The 17,069-nt window shown below is 68.6% G+C and carries 20 protein-coding genes; 6 read left to right on the forward strand and 14 right to left on the reverse strand.

The window, feature by feature from the left end; genetic code table 11:
• Positions 1–8 precede the first annotated feature (8 nt).
• Entirely contained in the window at positions 9–464 is a 456-nt protein-coding gene (locus EFL95_RS12905; protein ID WP_123234345.1) for a TadE/TadG family type IV pilus assembly protein, read from the reverse strand.
• A gap of 175 nt (positions 465–639) precedes the next feature.
• On the opposite strand from EFL95_RS12905, the gene EFL95_RS12910 reads away from it, so the two are divergent.
• From EFL95_RS12910 to EFL95_RS12920, 3 genes are all read left to right on the forward strand, one after another.
• Positions 640–1,188 carry a TadE/TadG family type IV pilus assembly protein gene (locus EFL95_RS12910; protein WP_221176379.1) on the forward strand — a complete coding sequence of 183 codons (549 nt, stop codon included), beginning with the start codon at positions 640–642 and terminating at the stop codon, positions 1,186–1,188.
• Between the two features lie 47 nt (positions 1,189–1,235).
• Positions 1,236–2,573, forward strand: coding sequence for a pilus assembly protein TadG-related protein (locus EFL95_RS12915; protein ID WP_183407145.1), 1,338 nt, complete (start codon positions 1,236–1,238; stop codon positions 2,571–2,573).
• A 180-nt stretch (positions 2,574–2,753) separates the two neighbouring features.
• On the forward strand, positions 2,754–4,061 hold the full coding sequence (locus tag EFL95_RS12920; protein WP_123234347.1) for a pilus assembly protein TadG-related protein: 1,308 nt from the start codon (positions 2,754–2,756) through the stop codon (positions 4,059–4,061).
• Between the two features lie 14 nt (positions 4,062–4,075).
• Here EFL95_RS12920 and EFL95_RS12925 read toward each other — a convergent pair whose 3' ends face one another.
• The 5 genes from EFL95_RS12925 to EFL95_RS20055 all read right to left on the reverse strand — a co-directional run bounded on the left by EFL95_RS12925 (position 4,076) and on the right by EFL95_RS20055 (position 6,618).
• On the reverse strand, positions 4,076–4,384 hold the full coding sequence (locus tag EFL95_RS12925) for a DUF2469 domain-containing protein (protein WP_123234348.1): 309 nt from the start codon (positions 4,382–4,384) through the stop codon (positions 4,076–4,078).
• Positions 4,381–5,097, reverse strand: coding sequence for a ribonuclease HII (locus tag EFL95_RS12930; protein ID WP_123234349.1), 717 nt, complete (start codon positions 5,095–5,097; stop codon positions 4,381–4,383). The genes EFL95_RS12925 and EFL95_RS12930 overlap by 4 nt, the downstream gene beginning before the upstream one ends.
• A gap of 11 nt (positions 5,098–5,108) precedes the next feature.
• Complete coding sequence (gene lepB, locus EFL95_RS12935) at positions 5,109–5,873, reverse strand: signal peptidase I (RefSeq protein ID WP_246004933.1); 765 nt, start codon at positions 5,871–5,873, stop codon at positions 5,109–5,111.
• A gap of 59 nt (positions 5,874–5,932) precedes the next feature.
• Positions 5,933–6,283, reverse strand: coding sequence for a 50S ribosomal protein L19 (gene rplS, locus EFL95_RS12940; RefSeq protein WP_123234350.1), 351 nt, complete (start codon positions 6,281–6,283; stop codon positions 5,933–5,935).
• A 200-nt stretch (positions 6,284–6,483) separates the two neighbouring features.
• A complete protein-coding gene (locus EFL95_RS20055) occupies positions 6,484–6,618 on the reverse strand; it encodes a hypothetical protein (RefSeq protein WP_281272211.1) in 135 nt (44 codons plus the stop codon).
• A gap of 18 nt (positions 6,619–6,636) precedes the next feature.
• Here EFL95_RS20055 and EFL95_RS12945 point away from each other — a divergent pair, with 18 nt between their 5' ends.
• Positions 6,637–7,707 carry a hypothetical protein gene (locus EFL95_RS12945; RefSeq protein WP_123234351.1) on the forward strand — a complete coding sequence of 357 codons (1,071 nt, stop codon included), beginning with the start codon at positions 6,637–6,639 and terminating at the stop codon, positions 7,705–7,707.
• Complete coding sequence (locus EFL95_RS12950; protein WP_123234352.1) at positions 7,704–8,444, forward strand: hypothetical protein; 741 nt, start codon at positions 7,704–7,706, stop codon at positions 8,442–8,444. The genes EFL95_RS12945 and EFL95_RS12950 overlap by 4 nt, the downstream gene beginning before the upstream one ends.
• A 4-nt stretch (positions 8,445–8,448) precedes the next feature.
• Here the strand turns inward: EFL95_RS12950 and trmD are convergent, their stop codons facing one another.
• Genes trmD through rpsP form a run of 4 tightly spaced genes read right to left on the reverse strand, consistent with a single transcriptional unit; the run spans position 8,449 to position 10,972 of the window.
• Positions 8,449–9,612, reverse strand: a complete 1,164-nt coding sequence (gene trmD / locus EFL95_RS12955; protein ID WP_123234353.1) for a tRNA (guanosine(37)-N1)-methyltransferase TrmD — start codon at positions 9,610–9,612, stop codon at positions 8,449–8,451.
• Position 9,613: 1 nt separating this feature from the next.
• Positions 9,614–10,162: a ribosome maturation factor RimM gene (rimM, locus tag EFL95_RS12960; protein ID WP_123234354.1), complete on the reverse strand. Its 549-nt coding sequence runs from the start codon at positions 10,160–10,162 to the stop codon at positions 9,614–9,616.
• Between the two features lie 4 nt (positions 10,163–10,166).
• Positions 10,167–10,409, reverse strand: a complete 243-nt coding sequence (locus EFL95_RS12965; protein WP_123234355.1) for an RNA-binding protein — start codon at positions 10,407–10,409, stop codon at positions 10,167–10,169.
• 5 nt (positions 10,410–10,414) lie between these two features.
• Positions 10,415–10,972 carry a 30S ribosomal protein S16 gene (gene rpsP, locus EFL95_RS12970; RefSeq protein WP_123234356.1) on the reverse strand — a complete coding sequence of 186 codons (558 nt, stop codon included), beginning with the start codon at positions 10,970–10,972 and terminating at the stop codon, positions 10,415–10,417.
• Positions 10,973–11,191: 219 nt separating this feature from the next.
• On the opposite strand from rpsP, the gene EFL95_RS12975 reads away from it, so the two are divergent.
• Positions 11,192–11,938, forward strand: coding sequence for a hypothetical protein (locus tag EFL95_RS12975; RefSeq protein ID WP_123234357.1), 747 nt, complete (start codon positions 11,192–11,194; stop codon positions 11,936–11,938).
• On the opposite strand, the gene EFL95_RS12980 is transcribed toward EFL95_RS12975, so the two are convergent.
• Genes EFL95_RS12980 through EFL95_RS12995 form a run of 4 tightly spaced genes read right to left on the reverse strand, consistent with a single transcriptional unit; the run spans position 11,928 to position 17,068 of the window.
• Complete coding sequence (locus EFL95_RS12980) at positions 11,928–12,995, reverse strand: amidohydrolase family protein (protein WP_123234358.1); 1,068 nt, start codon at positions 12,993–12,995, stop codon at positions 11,928–11,930. The genes EFL95_RS12975 and EFL95_RS12980 overlap by 11 nt on opposite strands.
• Before the next feature lie 48 nt (positions 12,996–13,043).
• Positions 13,044–14,588 carry a signal recognition particle protein gene (gene ffh / locus EFL95_RS12985; protein WP_183407146.1) on the reverse strand — a complete coding sequence of 515 codons (1,545 nt, stop codon included), beginning with the start codon at positions 14,586–14,588 and terminating at the stop codon, positions 13,044–13,046.
• 55 nt (positions 14,589–14,643) lie between these two features.
• Positions 14,644–16,884: a [protein-PII] uridylyltransferase gene (locus tag EFL95_RS12990; protein ID WP_123234360.1), complete on the reverse strand. Its 2,241-nt coding sequence runs from the start codon at positions 16,882–16,884 to the stop codon at positions 14,644–14,646.
• 7 nt (positions 16,885–16,891) lie between these two features.
• Positions 16,892–17,068 carry a P-II family nitrogen regulator gene (locus EFL95_RS12995; RefSeq protein ID WP_425463970.1) on the reverse strand — a complete coding sequence of 59 codons (177 nt, stop codon included), beginning with the start codon at positions 17,066–17,068 and terminating at the stop codon, positions 16,892–16,894.
• Between the last annotated feature and the right edge of the window lies 1 nt (position 17,069).

The raw sequence follows: 17,069 nt of genomic DNA on the forward strand, positions 1-17,069 counted from the left end.
CAGGCCGCCTAGGAGCACGCCTCGGGCTGCGACGGGACGAAGTCGACCCGCGACTCAGCCGTCGAGGTCACCATGCCGTCCTGGATGAACGGCACGAACGGGAAGTGCAGGTTGATGCTCTTGAACTTCACCGTCACCCGCACGGTGTCGCCCACCTGGACGGCCGAGGCGGACTGCTTGTCGTAGCTGCGCTGGATGGCGACCGTGGTGCCCGACAGGCTCTTGATGTCGTCACCGACGGCAGCCTGGAAGTCGGAGCAGGTGGCCGGCTTCCCGACCGAGGACAGCCGGGCGGCACTGCGCGCGATGTCGCTGCCGCCCTGCATCGCCCAGAAGTACAGTCCGTACTGCACCAGGCCGAAGAGCAGCACGACGACGGGCAGCATCACCAGTGCGAACTCCACCGCTGCTGCACCACGCTCGGAGCGACTCCGCGCTCGCTTGTTTCCCAGGTTGCCGTCCATGGCTGTCCCCCATCCTGAGAACAGGATAGACCGTAATGTCGGATTTGTCTCTATTGTTCAACCGAACGTATGACCGGGCCTAGTCCCTTTGGTGGTATGGACCACCACCTCGCGGCCAGCACCGTGCGTCCGATTGGTCGTTAATCTGTTTCTACCGAGGGGACCGGTTCAACAGATGGGCATGCACATGGGGGCACAGCACCACGCACTCAGGGGGCGTCGTGCGAGGACCAGCGAGGGCGGCGCTGCCGCCGTCGAGTTCGCGCTGGTCAGCACAGTGCTGTTCATTTTTCTGTTCGGAATCGTTCAGTACGGCCTGTACTTCAACGACTCCCTTAACGCTCGGCAGGGCGTCCGGGAAGCCGCACGCCAAGGAGTCGTTCAGATGCCGGCGTCGTCCTACGGGAGTTGCGGTTCCGCCGGAGTCACCTGGGCCAAGCTGAAGTGCTTCACCAAAGCCCAAGTCGGAGGGATAACGGGATCGACGTACGTCCATCTCGTAGTCCCGGACACGGGTGGGTGGAAGAAAGGCAACCGGCTGATCGTGTGCGCTGCGGTTAAGAGCGACGGCTTGGTCGGAATTCTGCCCATGCCCAACGGAGGCGTGATTCGCGGCATCGGGGAGTTGTCGATCGAGCAAGACTCCGCGCCGCCGACTGATGTGCTTGCGACGGCAAACTCCGATAGCGATCCCTCCGGCCTTGGTTGGTCGTGGTGCGCGTGAAGACGAACAGGCGGAAAGCTATGAGTCGGCGTGACGAATCGGGAGCCGTGGCCGTGATCGCGGCGATAAGCGCTCTTCTGTTGTTTGGTATCGCAGCGCTCGTCGTCGACCTCGGGCTTGGACGAGACACTCGGAGGCAGGCGCAGAACTCCTCCGACGCCGCCGCGTTAGCTGCAGCCGCAGCCTTGTACCCCGGAAAGAAGTGTTCGGACGGCACCGACGCTCCATGTTTCGCCGACGCCGTCGCCGCAGCGAAGTCGTACGCAGAGGCGAACTACAAGGTGAGCGCCGCGGAATGGGCCTCCTGCTCAACTACGCCTCCCAGTGGTTCGCTGATCTTTGATAGCAACTTGAAATGCGTGACCTTCGACAGCCTGACCGCGCCGAACTACGTCTGGGTGACCATGCCGGCGCGAACCATCAACACGAACCTCGGCTCCGCGATCGAGAAAAAGGACACCGCCTTCCCGGTCGGTGCCTACGCTCGAGCGGCCGTGGTTGGTGGGCGCGTTCAGTCCTGCGGCCTGTGCTTCCTTGGCTCTGTCGACATGGGCAACGGTGACATCAAAGTCACCGGTGGCTCAATCTTCGTCAACGGCGACCTGTCCGTCGGATCAAACAGTTACTGGACGTCCAGCGGCTCGATCGTTGTCGCAGGTTCGTACAACGGCATCAACCAGCAGCACATGACACCCGACGTAACGCCAGGCTCGTTCACGACTGATCCTTGGCAAACGTCATCCGCAGTGCCGCCTTCGTTCACAGGTTTCAAAGTCGGAGGAAACGGAGGCAACGGGAACGGCAATCCGTGTGGTGCAGGTAAGGGTGGCGACGGCATTTACTCGTCGCTGTCCCTGAGCAACAACCAAACATGTGCGCTCGACCCCGGGTTGTACGTGATCGTTGGGAACGCATCTACGGTCTGGCTTGAAGGCAACAAGTCAGTGTTCTCAGGAACAGATGTGACTCTGTACTTCACCTGTGGATCCGTGAATCTTGCGGCCAAGACCTACTCACAGCACACGTGCAACAACGAGTTGGGGGCTTCACTAGACGCCAAGAATGGCGACCTCGCCCTCAAGGCACCAACGTCAGGTCCTCGGAAGGGCCTGGCCATTGTTTACGACCGCACAAACCTCTCCGAGCTTGGCCTCCAAGGCAACGGCGGAACGACGAACAACGAGACGGCGCAGGTCACAGGGGCTGTCTACGCGCCCAACTCGTTGCTCGCATTCAACGGCAACTCGTGCTTCGAGTTCGGCACCGGGCCCGTCATCGTTTCTGGCATCGACAAGGGCAACGGAAACGGTTCCTGCGTGAACATGATTGGCTCGACCAGCATCAGCCTCCCGACCACTCCTGGCACAGTCAGTCTGGATCGTTAACCCGCATACGACGCTCGAAAAGTCCGTTTCGGTACGGTCGGTCAATCTGCTAGTCCTGCAGAGCACCTGATTAGCCGATGTTTCTTGACGGCTAATCATCAGAAACTTGCCCCAACTGTCACTGGCGACGGCCATCGACAGGCGGGCTTGAGCTCGCAGAACTCTGGGGGTTCCAACCGCATGCGCCTTGCCCACTCTCGTCAGGAACAGCACAAGTCAGAGGACGGCGCGATTGCCATCATTGCAGCCGTTTGTGCCCTGCTGCTCTTCGGGATCGCCGCACTCGTTGTGGATCTGGGTCTTCAACGCGATACGCGGCGCGAGGCACAGACCGCTGCCGACGCTTCAGCACTCGCTGCGGCGAATCGCCTCTATCTCAACGGCACGCCCGACTTGGTCAACGCCGCCCTTGTCGCAAAGAACTACGCATGGACTAACTTCAGGGTGCCCCTGACCGCATGGGCAACGTGCACAGATAACACGCCGCTCGCTGTCCCGTCTGCGAGCACGCAGTGCATCTCTTTTGATAGCGCGACGAACCCACTCAAGGTCCGCGTAGTCCTACCAACTCGGCAGATCGACGCGTCCTTCACCGGTGCGACCGGCGTATCCCGAATTGACGTAGCCGCATCAGCGCGTGCAGCTTTGGTCCCGGGGCTCGGCGCGGGCTGCACGATCTGTGTGATCGGCGCCGGAACCGACGTCGGCAACTTGGACGTGCGCGCCCAAGGCGGGGGCAGCATCTACGTGAACGGAACACTCGGCTCGGGTCCGCACGGCGTGCTCAAGTCAGAAGGGGGCGGAACCCTCACTGTCCATTCACCGAGCATTCCGAGCAACCTGACGATCAGTACTCCTGTCGTCACAAACGCGCCGAACATGCCAGACCCCTTCGACGACTCCATCTATCCGACGGTCCCCAATACGGCGGTATCGTCGGGCGGCAATATCTGCTCTGGCGGCCCCGGCATCTACATGAACCCGACTGCCACCGGTGCGGGATGTACGAACCTGCAGACCGGTCTGTACGTAATCGTCGGCGGAACCCTGAATTTCGGCGCGTTGAAGACGGGCGTGAACGGAGCAACTTTCTACTTCACATGCAACAGCAGGACTGGAAGCACATACAGGGCGCGCATGTGCAGCACGGAGGATGGTGCAGACTTCGATCTCAACGGAAACGCCTCGACCGTGCTGAATGCGCCGCCGCCTGGAGTCACGACGGCAGGGGATATTCCCGGCATGCTCGTCCTCTTCGACAAAACGAATACGGCGTCCATGAGATTAAACGGCACGGTTCAGCCGACCATGTCAGGAACGCTTTACATGCCAGCGGCAACCTTCGACGTTCGAGGCACCGCCGACGTTCGATTCACTGGTCAATTGATCGTCGGCAATCTGACCGGTAACGGAAACGGCACCTTGTACGTCACAGCGTCGGCAAGTTTGGCGTCGACCAAACCAGGAACGCCGGCCCTCGATCGGTAGGCAAAAGGGCGGCGCTACTCCTTCGGCAGCTCGAAGTCCTGCTTGTTGAGCTCTTCGACGTTCACGTCCTTGAAGGTCAGCACCTTGACGTTTTTGGCGAAGCGCGCAGGGCGGTACATGTCCCACACCCAGGCGTCGGTCATGGAGACCTCGAAGAACACGTCGCCGGCCTCGGTGCGCGCCTTCACGTCGACCTGGTTGCACAGGTAGAAGCGCCGGTCGGTCTCCACGACGTACTTGAAGATGCCGACGACGTCGCGGTACTCCCGGTAGAGCGTGAGCTCCATCTCGGTCTCGTACTTCTCGAGATCCTCCGCGCTCATCGACTCTCCTCGGCTTCGAACAGCTCGAGCTGCGGCTCGAGGCTGTGGGGCTCCTCGTCGACCAGCCCGGCTGCGCGGCGTACGTTCACGAACCTCATCCGGTGGATCGGGCAGGGTCCGTGCTCGGTCAGCGCGTCCGAGTGCTCGGCGGTGATGTACCCCTTGTGGGTAGCGAAATCGTAGTCCGGCCAGAGCTCGTGCTGCTGCATCATCAGGCGGTCGCGCGTCACCTTTGCGATCACCGACGCGGCGGAGATGCAGGCAGCGACCCGGTCGCCCTTCCACATCGCGAGCCCGGGTACCTCGAGGCCGTCGACCGGGAACCCGTCGGTGAGCACGTACGCCGGCCGCACGTCCAGCCTGGCCAGGGCCCGGCGCAGCGCCTCGACGTTGGCGACGTGCATCCCCAGCCGGTCGCACTCCCCCGGCTCGATGACCACCACCGACCAGGCCAGCGCTCGCTTGAGGACCTGCTCGTAGGCGCGCTCGCGGGCCTTCTCGGTCAGCAGCTTGGAATCGTTCAACCCGGGGACCAGACCGCGCTTGCCCTCGGGCAGGATCGCGGCAGCGGCCACCAGCGGGCCTGCGCAGGCGCCACGGCCGGCCTCGTCGACGCCAGCGATCGGATCGAGCCCGGCACGCCGCAGGGCGCGCTCGTAGCCGTAGAGCCCGGCGTCCCGCCGGATCGTCGCCCCTCGTGGAAGACCAGCCATACCCGCGCCCGTCAGGAGTTCGGGATGTCCTTGAAGGTCGCCGGGGTGTGGATGCGCTCCGCGCGCTTCCACGGCCAGATCAGCGCCCAGACCTTGCCGACCACCAGGTCGTCGGGAACGTAGCCGCCGCCGGGGTCGCCCATGTGACCGCGCGAGTCGTAGGAGTCGTCGCGGTTGTCGCCCATCACCCAGATGTGCCCCTGGGGCACCCGGATGTCGAACGTGCTGTCGTTGATGCCCAGGCAGTGGTGAGCGTTCTTCTTCAGGTACGGCTCGACGAGGACCTTGCCGTTGACCTTCAGCTCGTCCTTGGAGTCGCAGACGACCCGGTCGCCACCGATGCCGATGACGCGCTTCACCAGGTGACCCCCGGACGGGTAGAGACCGATGGTCTCCAGCGTCTTGGTGATCGGGTTCGACGCGGTCTTGTTCTCCCCGGTCGAGAGCCAGCCACCCGGGTCCTTGAAGACCACGATGTCGCCACGCTTCGGGCTTCCGCCGCCCCAGTACGACACCTTCTGGACGAGGATCCGGTCGTTCTTGATGAACTCCGGCTCCATCGACGGCGACGGGATGTAGAACGCCTGGACGAAGAAGTACTTGATCCCGATCGCCAGGACGAGCGCGATCGCCAGCAGCAGCAGGCTCTCCTGCCAGACCGGCAGCGGCTGCTTCTTGGGCTTCTGCGGCTTCTCAGCCCTGCGATGGCCTCCGCGCGTCACGGACCCGGCCGAGGAGGCCGAGACCGAGACGTCCTCAGGCATGGGTTCAGTCACGTGCGGAGCCTAACGAGGGGTTCCAACGAATCTGTGGCATTTCACAGACCGCGTGGAACTCAGGCCTCGCGGCGCTCCTTGATCTTCGCTGCCTTGCCGCGCAGGTTGCGCAGGTAGTACAGCTTCGCCCGGCGGACGTCACCACGGGTGACGATCTCGACCTGCTCGAAGATCGGGGAGTTGATCGGGAAGGTGCGCTCGACGCCGACGCCGAACGAGACCTTGCGGACCGTGAAGGTGCGGCCCACGCCGGAACCCTGGACGCGGATGACCACGCCCTGGAAGACCTGGACGCGGGAGCGGTTGCCCTCGACGACCTTCACGTGGACCTTGACGGTGTCGCCGGCCCGGAAGTCGGGAACGTCGCTGCGCAGGGTGGCAGCGTTCAGCGCGTCGATGACGTTGGTCATGATGTCTCCTCGCGATCGCCACAGGTCAGCCGCGGATGTTGGTGCTTGATCCGTTGGTCGGTCCCGTCGTGCTGGCCGGTGCGCCGCTCCCCCTGTGGCAGGTGCTGCGCAGATCCCCGGGGTGCGTGCGTCCGGACGATCCTGGCCGACTGGGCCGAGGAACAAGTCTGCCAGAGAGCCCCGGGATCGGGAAATCGGGTCTAGGCGGCCACCCGGCGCCTGCCGAGCCGCTCGAGCACCCGCGCGACCAGGCCGCGCCGGGCCGATCGGCGCCGGTGGGGACGGATCACGTCGCGGGTCCAGTCGACGGACTCATTCTCTGTAAAGTCGATCATGTTGATAGACTTTAACGCATGGCACTCCTCTCCTCCACGACCGCTCGCCTGCGCAGCGGTCACGCAGCCACCGCGCTGGTGCTGCTGACCACGCTGCTGGGACTCGCGACGTTCCTCGTCCCGGAGAACTCGGTCGCCGCGCCAGCAGCGACGTCCTCCCGGCTCGTCGGGACGCTCCAGCTCACCCCCGGCTCGTGCTCGGGCGGCAAGGCGAGCGGGACCTACTTCCGGATGATCCTCCCGAGCGGGCACGCCGGTGGCCCGTACCTGTCGAACAGCGATTCCAGGTGCTCCGACCAGACCGTCACTCCGCTGTCCCCCGGCAGCGACGGCGGGCTGCGGGTCGGCTCCTACCAGCCGAGCGCGAGCCCCCGGTTCACCGCGAACGGGGATGCCACCGCCCGACGGATCACTGCCCCGGCCGCGTTCTACGGCACCAGCTTCGCCACCGCCACCAGCCCGGTGGACCCGCAGACCAAGCGCTCGGTCCCGGCCCCGCAGATCAGCGTCTCCGGTAGCCGGCTCACCGCCGACCTGCGCAGCTTCGGTGTCACCTGGAACAACCAGGACTTCAACCAGGGCGCCCCGAAGCCCGACGGCTCGACGCCGGGGAACACCGCGGTCGGCACCGGCACGTACGACGCGAGCACCGGCGCGTTCTCGCTGACCTGGTCGAGCCAGATCGTCGGCGGACCGTTCGACAAGTTCACCGGGTCCTGGCACTTCGAGGGACGGTTCGTCCCGGCCGCCGGCTCCGGCTCCTCCGGATCGACCGGTACGACGGGCTCCGGTGGCTCGACCGGAGGAACCACGACGACCCCCAGCAGCAGCGGGGGCGGTTCAGCCCCGGGCACCACGACCTCCACCAGCAAGCCCACGTCGGCCGGCAAGCCCGCCACCGGCGAGGGACTGCCCGGAGCGGCTCCGGTTGTCGACACCCGCTCGACGGCACCCGTGACGAAGGTCGTCACGTCGGACCGGTGGCACGTCTCCTGGCCGGTCGTGGGACTGGCCTTCGGCATCGGCCTCCTCGCTGTCGGTGCGCTGGTGCTGTCCACCGTGCTGACCCGACGGGCGGAGACCGCGTGACCGCGCACCGCCTGGCCGGAAACCTGAAGTTCCTGCGACCTGCACTGTTCGCGCTGCTCGTCCTGGACGTGATCGTGCTCGGCGCGTTCGCGGTGCAGGTGGAGAAGGTGACCCGGACCGTGACGATCCCGGGTGCCGTAGCGCAGACCGCGGCACCGTTGACGCCGCTCCCCTCGCCCAGCACTCCCGTGCCCGTTCCTGCGGCGGTGCCGATCGTCAGCACCACTGGTGGTGGCACGACCACGGTCGCGGTGCCCACGGTCGAGAAGCCCACTCCGTCGCCGACGCCCACCCCGACGGCGAGTCCGACCCCGGGCGGCGAGGGGACCACGGTCGCGAAGTGCCCGATCCCGCTCAAGGAGCCGGCCGCCTCCGGTGGGCTCCAGACGCTGATCTCCTACGCGCCGGCCTTCGGGCCGTTCCGCGACGAGGCGTTCGCGGCGGCATCGGCGTACCAGCCGCTGCTGCAGCTGCTCGGGCCGATCCTGGCGCAGTACCCGCAGCTCGCCCCGAAGGTCGAGCCGGCGTTCGCCCCGTTCCTCGCCGCGTTCGCCGGGCTGCTCGACCAGGGCTACACGCTGCTGGCACCGCTCTACGCCCCGCACCGGGAGGCCGTGCTCGACGCGGAGTCGAAGCTCGCCGCGGCACTCGCGCCCTACGCGCAGAAGCTGGCGACTTCAGCCCTCGGCGGGTGCGTGGTCGACCTGGAGGCGGCTTTGGTTCAGGACACCGCCTGACGGCTCAACGGCGCTTCTTGCTCAAGCGGACCGCTCCCGGCTCGTCCGCGAGCGGTCCGTGCAGCCGGTAGCCGGCCTTCTTGTACATCTTCTGGTTGCGCAGGCTGCCGGCTCCGGTGAAGAGCTCGAAGGTGGTCGCGCTCTCGGGCGCTGCCGCCTCGATCGCCTCGAGCAGCTGCCGCCCGAGTCCGCTGCCCTGGAGGTCGGGCGCGACCATCAGGCGACCGATGTCCCAGGTCGCGGTGCCGTCCTCGCCCTGGTGCAGCCGAGCCCGTACGGCGCCCACGAGGCGACCGGCCGAGCGGAGCACCAGGACGGTGTCGGTGCCGATCCACCGGCGCACGGTCTCCAGGTCCTCCTCGAGCGCGTGGATCCGTACGCCCGGGTTCACCTGCAGCTCCTGGACCCAGCAGGCGCGCTGCAGCGTGAAGATCTCGCCGGCGTCGGAGGGTCGTACCGCTCGCAGCTCCAGGTCGTCCAGGACGCCGGCGGGGTGCTGCAGGTCGGGACGACGCTGCGCGGTGCGGCGTACGGACTGCTCGGTGCGCCAGGCGGCGATCCTGCCGTGATCGCCCGAGAGCAGCACCTCGGGCACGTCGTGGCCGCGCCAGGAGGCCGGCTTGGTGTACACCGGGTACTCCAGCAGGCCGTCGGCGTGCGACTCCTCCACCAGCGACTCGGCGTTGCCCATGAAGCCCGGGATCAGCCGTACCACGGCCTCGATGACGGCCAGGGCCGCGACCTCGCCGCCGTTGAGGACGTAGTCGCCCAACGAGACCTCGCGGACCTCCAGGCGGGTGGCAGCCTCGTCGAGGACCCGCTGGTCGATGCCCTCGTAGCGGCCGCAGGCGAAGACCAGGTGGTCCCGGGTCGAGAGCTCGGCTGCGAGCTCCTGGCTGAACGGGGTACCGGACGGGGTCGGGACCACCAGCACGGCGCCGTCGGGGGCGATCGCGTCGAGCGCCTCGCCCCACGGCTCCGGCTTCATCACCATCCCGGCGCCCCCGCCGTACGGGGTGTCGTCGACGGTGTGGTGCTTGTCGTGGGTGAACCTGCGCAGGTCGTGCACGTGCAGGTCGAGCAGACCGTTCTCGCGGGCCTTGCCGGGCAGCGAGAGCTCCAGCGGAGCGAGGTAGTCCGGGAAGATCGAGACGACGTCGATGCGCACGTCAGTCGGTTCCCTCGTCGGGGAGCTCGCTGAGCAACCCCGGCCGGTCCTCGACCACGATCCGGCGTCCGGCGAGGTCGACCTCGGGCACCAGCGCCGAGACGAACGGGACGAGCACCTCGCGGCCCTCGGTCGCGATCACCAGCAGGTCCTGCGCGGACCCGTGCACGATCTCCTTGAGCGCACCCACTGTGCGGCCGTCGGTGGTGACCACCGCCAGGCCGACCAGCTGGTGGTCGTAGAACTCCTCGGGATCCTCGGGGCGCTCCTCGGGGTCCAGCGGGATCGCCAGCAGGGTCCCGCGCGCCTCCTCGGCGGCGTTGCGGTCCGCGATCTCCTCGAACCGGACGAGCAAGCGGCCCGAGTGCCACCGGGTCCCGGCCACCGTGAGGTGACTGGGCCCGGCGGCACCGGGCCGCTTGTTCTCAGTCTTCAGCTGTTGTCCGGCGGCGAAGCGCCGATCCGGCTCGTCGGTACGAGGCTCCACGGAGACCTCGCCCTTGACGCCGTGCGGCTTGCCGATCCGCCCGACGACAACCGTCTCGGTCATCGCCTCAGCGACGGCGGTCGGTGTCGACGAAGTCGACCCGCGCACCACCCTTGCCGGCCAGGGCCGACATGACGGTGCGGAACGCGGTCGCCGTCCGACCGTTGCGACCGATCACCTTGCCGAGGTCGGACGGGTGCACCCGGACCTCGAGGATCGAGCCGCGACGCAGCTGCTTGTCCCGGACCGAGACCTCGTCGGGGTTGTCGACGACGCCGCGGACCAGGTGCTCGAGAGCTTCGGCGAGCACGGAGCTCAGACCTCGGTCTTCTCGTCGGCCGGAGCCTCGTCAGCAGCGGCCTCCTCGGCGGGAGCCTCAGCAGCAGCCTCCTCGGCGGCCGGAGCCTCAGCCTCGGCGGCGGGGGCCTCGTCAGCGGCGGGCGCCTCCTCGGCAGCCGGCTCCTCGACCTTCGGCTCCTCCGCCTTCTTGGCGGCAGCCTTCTTGGTCACGGCCTCGCGCTTCGGCTCGTTGGCCGCGTCCTTGAGCGCCTCGTTGAAGATCTCGGTCTTGTCGCGCTTCGGCTCGGCGACCTTCAGGGTGCCCTCGGCGCCCGGAAGACCCTTGAACTTCTGCCAGTCACCGGTGATCTTCAGCAGGGCCTCGACGGCCTCGCTCGGCTGGGCACCGACGCCCAGCCAGTACTGCGCACGGTCCGAGGTGACCTCGATGAAGGAGGGCTCCTCCTTCGGGTGGTACTTGCCGATCTCCTCGATCACCTTGCCGTCCCGCTTCTTGCGGGAGTCGACGACGACGACGCGGTAGTACGGCTGGCGGATCTTGCCCATCCGCTTCAAACGAATCTTGACGGCCACGGGTGTGGTGTCTCCTTGGGTGTTGGTTCGGGTGAGCTCGCGCTCCAGGTGGGGACCAGGCCGCTTGAGCTCGTGGGCCTGCCGCGACACCGGGTTAGAGGGTCCGGTCGCACAGGACTCAACGGGAGATTCTGCCAGAGAACCCGCTCTCGCCAGAAATCGGACCGGAACCGTCCAGGAACCCCGTCCGGAGCCCCTGGGGCGGGCAGACTGCTGGTCATGACCCAGCCGCCCCAGTACCCGGACCCGAGCTCTGGCAGCACCCCTGGGCAGAACCCCCCGTTCCCGGCGCAGCCTCCGCAGCCCCCGTACCCGCAGCAGGGCTATCCGCAGCAGGGCTACCCGCCCGCGACCCAGCAGCCCGCGTACGCGCCGGGCTATCCGCAGGGTTACCCGCAGCAGTACCCGCAGCAGTACCCGCCGGGCCCGTACCAGCCGCCCCGGCCGAAGAAGCGCCCGAGCGCGCTCTGGTTCATCCCAGGAGCCATCGCCCTGGTTCTCGCCGGCGTGTGCGTGGCGGTTGCGATCGTCACCGGCGTGCGGCTGTTCCACACCGACGGCTACCTGTACCCCGACTCCAAGGCCCACTCGTTCGATCGCGGCAAGGGCAGCCACATGCTCTTCACCCAGGTCGACGTCGAGCCTCCGAAGGAGTGCACGGCAACCGACGGTTCCGGCCAGCTGACCCTGGACGCGCCGGACACGTCCAGCGACGTGACGATCTCGACCGGAGGGTACGACTGGGAACCGTTTGCCACGTTCAGCAGCGACGGATCCCGGGTCTCGATCACCTGCACGGACGGCGAGCAGGTGCGGGTCGGGGCTGCCGTCGGCGGGAACCAGTTCGTCGTCATCGGCGTGTCCGCCATCGGCGCGCTCGGCCTCGGGCTGCTCGGCCTGGCCGGACTGATCGTGGTCGCGGTGTTCTACATCGCGCGGCGCCCCAAGAAGGGGCTCACCGCCTGACCGGTACGCCGCGCAGCACGATGCAGCGCGGCTCGTGCAGCACGGAGAGATCGGCGAGCGGGTCCCGCGGGTAGACCACGAAGTCCGCCGGCGCGCCCTCGGCCAGTGTCGGGTTCCAGCCCAGCCACTCCCGCGCCCGCCAGGACGCGGCGCCGAGGGCGTACTCGGCGGGCATGCCGAGCGAGGCCATCCCGACGACCTCGCCGGCCAGGTTCCCGTGCTTGGTGACCCCACCGCCGTCGGAGCCGGCGTACAGCGGCACCCCGGCCTCGTACGCCGCCATGATCGTGGCGGTCCGTCGCGCGTACAGGTCGGTCATCGTGTCCGCGTACGCCGGGAACTTCTCCCGTCCCCCCGCCGCGTGCTCCGGGAACTTGTCCACCTGCATCACCGTCGGCACCAGCGCGGTCCCCCGGGCGACCATCGCGTCGATGAGCTCGGTGGTCAGTCCGGTGCCGTGCTCGATGCAGTCGATGCCGGCGGCGATCAGCCCGGGCAGCACGTCGTGGCCGAAGCAGTGCGCGGTGACCTTGGCGCCGTGGGCGTGCGCGGCCTCGACCGCGGCAGCGAAGTCCTCGGCCGGGAAGGAGGGGGCGAGGTCGCCCTCCTCGCGCGAGATCCAGTCGCCGACCAGCTTCACCCAGCCGTCACCGCGGCCCGCCTCGCGGGTGACGCTGGCGACCAGGCCCTCGGGCTCGACCTCGTCCGCGTAGCCGCGGATGTAGCGCCGGGTGCGCGCGATGTGCCGCCCGGCGCGGATCAGCCGGGGCAGGTCCTCGCGCTCCTGGACCCAACGGGTGTCCATGGCCGATCCGCAGTCGCGGATCAGCAGGGCGCCGCCGTCGCGGTCGGCGATCGCCTGGGCCTCGGCGTTCTCCGGCGTGGTCTCGCCGTGGTCGTCGAGCCCGATGTGGCAGTGGGCGTCGACCAGTCCCGGGACGATCCAGCCCTCGGCCACGGTCTCGGCGCCCGGTTGGGCCTCGTAGGTGATCCGACCTTCGACGACGTACAGGTCGGCAACCTCGCCGTCGGGCAGCACCGGTCCGCGGAATCTCATCGCTGGCACGGCCCCGACGCTATCGCCCTGCCAACCGGGACGGACCGGCTACTTCAGGTACTGCGAGAGGTCGGGCAGGTTGTTGGGGTCGAAGTCGGCCCCATCAGCCTGACCGAGACCGAACGCCGAGCCCGGAGCCGCGGCCGCCGGCTGTTCTGAGGCCTGCTGGGCCGCCTTCGCCGGGTTGCCGCTGCGGCGGGCGCCCTTGCCCTTCTTCTGCTGGGGCGCCTGGCGGCCCTTGGCCTTCTTGCCCAGCGCCATCCCCGGCGATCCCGGCATGCCGGGCATGCCGCCGCCGCGGGCCATCTGCTGCATCATCTTGCGGGCCTCGAAGAAGCGGTCGACCAGCTGGTTGACGTCGGAGACGGAGCGGCCGGATCCCTTGGCGATCCGCGAGCGCCGCGAGCCGTCGATCGACTTCGGGTTCGCGCGCTCACCCGGCGTCATCGACTGGATGATCGCCTGGATCCGGTCGATCTCGCGCTCGTCGAAGTTGTCGAGCTGGTCGCGGAACTGACCCATGCCGGGGAGCATCCCGAGCATCTTCGTCAGCGAGCCCATCTTGCGGACCTGCTGCATCTGCTCGAGGAAGTCGTCGAGGGTGAAGTCCCCGGTCTGCAGCTTGCTGGCGGCCTTGGCGGCCTGCTCGGCGTCGAAGGTCTTCTCGGCCTGCTCGATCAGGGTGAGCAGGTCACCCATGTCGAGGATGCGCGAGGCCATCCGGTCGGGGTGGAACAGGTCGAAGTCGGTGAGCTTCTCGCCGTTGGAGGCGAACATCACCGGCTTGCCGGTCATCTTCGCGATCGACAGGGCGGCTCCACCGCGGGCATCGCCGTCGAGCTTGGTGAGCACCACGCCGTCGTAGCCGACGCCGTCGAGGAAGGCCTGCGCGGTGTTGACCGCGTCCTGGCCGATCATCGCGTCGACGACGAACAGGACCTCGTCCGGATCGACCGCGTCGCGGATACCGGCGGCCTGGGACATCAGCTCCTCGTCGATGCCCAACCGGCCGGCCGTGTCGATGATGACCACGTCGTGCAGGGTCCGGCGGGCCTCCTCCACACCGGCTCGGGCGACCGCGATCGGGTCCCCGACCCCGTTTCCGGGTTCGGGGGCGAAGACCGTGACGCCGGCGCGCTCGCCGTTGACCTGGAGCTGCTGGACGGCGTTCGGGCGCTGCAGGTCGGCGGCCACCAGCATCGGCGACTTGTCCTGGCCCTTGAGCCAGAGCGCGAGCTTGGCAGCGAGCGTGGTCTTACCGGCACCCTGGAGACCGGCAAGCATGATCACCGTCGGAGGGTTCTTCGCGAACCGCAGCCGGCGGGTCTCCCCGCCGAGGATGCCGATGAGCTCCTCGTTGACGATCTTGATGACCTGCTGCGCCGGGTTCAGCGCACCGCTGACCTCCTCGCCGCGGGCGCGCTCCTTGATCGCCTCGACGAAGTCCTTGACCACGGGCAGCGCGACGTCGGCCTCGAGGAGGGCCAACCGGATCTCGCGCGCGGTGGCGTCGATGTCGGCTTCGGAGAGCCTGCCCTTGCCGCGAAGGCTCTTGAAGCTCTCGGAAAGGCGGTCGGAAAGGGTGGCGAACAAAACAGTCCTCGTGGCTCGGGTACGGCAGCCGGTCGTGCTCCGGCGCCCGCCCAGCCTAGTTCACGCCCGGAACCTGCCCGGTCGCGGTCAGCGCTGCACGGACCGCCTGGGCGGCCTCGGCGGCCCGGGCGTCGGTCAGGGCGCCGGCGCCGGACTCCTGGACGTAGAAGACGTCGACGGCCTGCGGCCCGAGGGTGTCCACGTGGGCCGAGGCGACGGTCAGTCCGAGTCCGGCCAGTGCGGCGCAGACCAGGTAGACCACACCCGGGCGGTCGGCGGCACGGACCTCCAGGACGGTGGCGCGGGTCGAGGCCTCCGGGTGCACGACGACGATCGGCGCGAGCTCGGCAGCCTCGGACCTCCCCAGCCGCTCGGCCGGGTCCAGCCGCCCGTCGACGATGGTCTCCAGTCGCTGGCGCAGGACGCTGGCCTCCAGGCCGGTCCTCGCCACCTGCCAGACCGAGACCCCGACGCCGTCCTCGGTCCACACCCGGGCGGCCCGCACCGAGACCCGCTGCAGGGCGAGCATCGCGGCCGCGTCGGCCAGCAGCCCGACCCGGTCGGCCGCCATCACGGTGACCTCGGAACCGTCCTCGTCCTCCGAGACGGTGACCGAGACCGCGCCCGGGTCGGCGCGCAGCTCGGCGGGGATCTCGACCCGGCGTGCGGTCTCCTCCAGCGTCACGTTCTCGGCCAGCTCGACCGAGGCCCGGCGCACCAGGCTCCGGATCAACGAGGCCCGCCACGTCGTCCAGGCCTTCTCCGAGGTCGCCCGTGCGTCGGCCTCGGTGAGCGCGGCGAGCAGCTCGAGCTCCTCGCGGTCCTTGATCCGCGCCGTGACCAGCCCGACCGTCTGCGGGTCCTCGGGGTCGCGGGTGGTCGCCGTCTCGGGCAGCAGCAGGTGCCAGCGCACCAGGCCGGCGATCAGCTCGGTCTCGTGGTCGTCGAAGCCCATCCGCCGGGCGATCTCCCGGGCGATCGGCTCACCGGCGACGCAGTGCTCGACCAGCTGGCCCTTGCCGATGTCGTGCAGCAGCGCGGCCACCATCAGCACGTCGGGGCGCGAGACCCGACGGATCAGCGACGAGGCCTCGATGCAGGTCTCCACCAGGTGGCGGTCGACGGTGAAGCGGTGCACCACCGAGGCGTGCGGCAGCAGCCGGACCCGCTCCCACTCGGGCAGGAACGAGGCGACCGCGCCGATCTCGTCGAGGGTCTCCCAGACCCCGAGCAGTCCCCGCCCGGCCGCCAGCAACCGGACCAGCAGGTCGCGCGCCTCCGCCGGCCACGGGTCGGGCAGGGGTGGCACCTCGGCGATCAGTCGCGCCGTCGTGCTGGGCTCGAGCACCAGGTTGCGCTCGGCCGCCTCGGCCGCGGCGCGCAACAGCATGAGCGGGTCCTGCGTGGGCCGTGCCCCGCCGTCGAGGACGACCTCTTCGTAGGCGACCGCGAGCCCGCCGCCGATCGGCGTGAGCTGTGGTCGGCGCCCGGCCTTCGCGCTCGGCGGGCGGCGCAGCACCGCGTCCGCGCGACGCCAGGCCAGCCGGGACAGGTGGGTGAGCCGGCGTCCCAACCGTCGGGTGTGCAGCTGGGTCGCAGCGGCGTCGGGCAGGTCGAGCAGCGGCGCCATGTCCGTCCAGAACTCCGGAGCCACCCGGTCGGTGGCCCGTCCGGCGACGGTGTGCAGCGCGTCCCGGACGTCCAGCAGTGCCTGGCGGCAGCCTTCGAGCTCGGCGTGCGGGACGTCGATCAGCCAGGTCGCCACCAGCGCCTTGAGCACGGTGGCGTCCCGCAAGCCACCGGTGGCCTCCTTGATGTCCGGGACCGAGACGTGCGCGAGCTCGCCCAGCAGCCGCCCCCGGTCCCGGACCAGCTCCTGGAGCTCGGGCAGGCGCTGCTTGGCGTCCCGGCGCCAGGCCGCCAGCACCGCGGTGCGCAGTCGCAGGGTCAGGTTCGGGTCACCGGCCAGGTGCCGTACGTCGAGCAGGCCGAGGGCCACCTTCAGGTCGGCCTCGGACTGGTCGATGACCTCGGACACGGACCGGACCGAGTGGTCGATGTTCGCGCCGGAGTCCCAGAGCGGGTACCAGACCTTGCCGGCCCACTCCCCCACGACGACCTCGTCGTCGTGGACCAGCACCACGTCGAGGTCGCTGAACGGGGCGAGCTCCTCGCGGCCGTAGCCGCCCACCGCGACCAGGGCGACCCCGGTCTCGGGGCAGCCGACGTCCGCGAAGGCCTGCTGGCACAGCGAGTCGGCAGCGCGAGCACGCTGCGCCCGGTCGGCGGCGGTCAAGAGGGACTCAGATGGCGAGCTCGTCGCGGTCGCCGGTGCGGACTCGGACGACGCTGTCGACGGGCGAGACCCAGACCTTGCCGTCGCCGATCTGACCGGTCTGCGCGGCGCTGATGATGGCGTCGGTCACGGCGTCCACGTCGCCGTCGTCGACGACGATCTCGATGCGCACCTTCGGTACCAGC

It is taken from the genome of Nocardioides marmorisolisilvae (assembly GCF_003725775.1).
Taxonomy (GTDB): domain Bacteria; phylum Actinomycetota; class Actinomycetes; order Propionibacteriales; family Nocardioidaceae; genus Marmoricola; species Marmoricola marmorisolisilvae.

What these genes read in the sequence shown, in the direction of transcription:
- EFL95_RS12980 (WP_123234358.1), bottom strand. Translation starts at nt 12,995, where the DNA reads ATGAGATTCCGCGGACCGGTGCTGCCCGACGGCGAGGTTGCCGACCTG.
- EFL95_RS12945 (WP_123234351.1), top strand. Translation starts at nt 6,637, where the DNA reads ATGGCACTCCTCTCCTCCACGACCGCTCGCCTGCGCAGCGGTCACGCA.
- EFL95_RS12920 (WP_123234347.1), top strand. Translation starts at nt 2,754, where the DNA reads ATGCGCCTTGCCCACTCTCGTCAGGAACAGCACAAGTCAGAGGACGGC.
- EFL95_RS12910 (WP_221176379.1), top strand. Translation starts at nt 640, where the DNA reads ATGGGCATGCACATGGGGGCACAGCACCACGCACTCAGGGGGCGTCGT.
- EFL95_RS12905 (WP_123234345.1), bottom strand. Translation starts at nt 464, where the DNA reads ATGGACGGCAACCTGGGAAACAAGCGAGCGCGGAGTCGCTCCGAGCGT.
- EFL95_RS12925 (WP_123234348.1), bottom strand. Translation starts at nt 4,384, where the DNA reads ATGAGCGCGGAGGATCTCGAGAAGTACGAGACCGAGATGGAGCTCACG.
- rplS (WP_123234350.1), bottom strand. Translation starts at nt 6,283, where the DNA reads ATGACCAACGTCATCGACGCGCTGAACGCTGCCACCCTGCGCAGCGAC.
- EFL95_RS12975 (WP_123234357.1), top strand. Translation starts at nt 11,192, where the DNA reads ATGACCCAGCCGCCCCAGTACCCGGACCCGAGCTCTGGCAGCACCCCT.
- EFL95_RS12930 (WP_123234349.1), bottom strand. Translation starts at nt 5,097, where the DNA reads ATGGCTGGTCTTCCACGAGGGGCGACGATCCGGCGGGACGCCGGGCTC.
- rimM (WP_123234354.1), bottom strand. Translation starts at nt 10,162, where the DNA reads ATGACCGAGACGGTTGTCGTCGGGCGGATCGGCAAGCCGCACGGCGTC.
- EFL95_RS20055 (WP_281272211.1), bottom strand. Translation starts at nt 6,618, where the DNA reads ATGATCGACTTTACAGAGAATGAGTCCGTCGACTGGACCCGCGACGTG.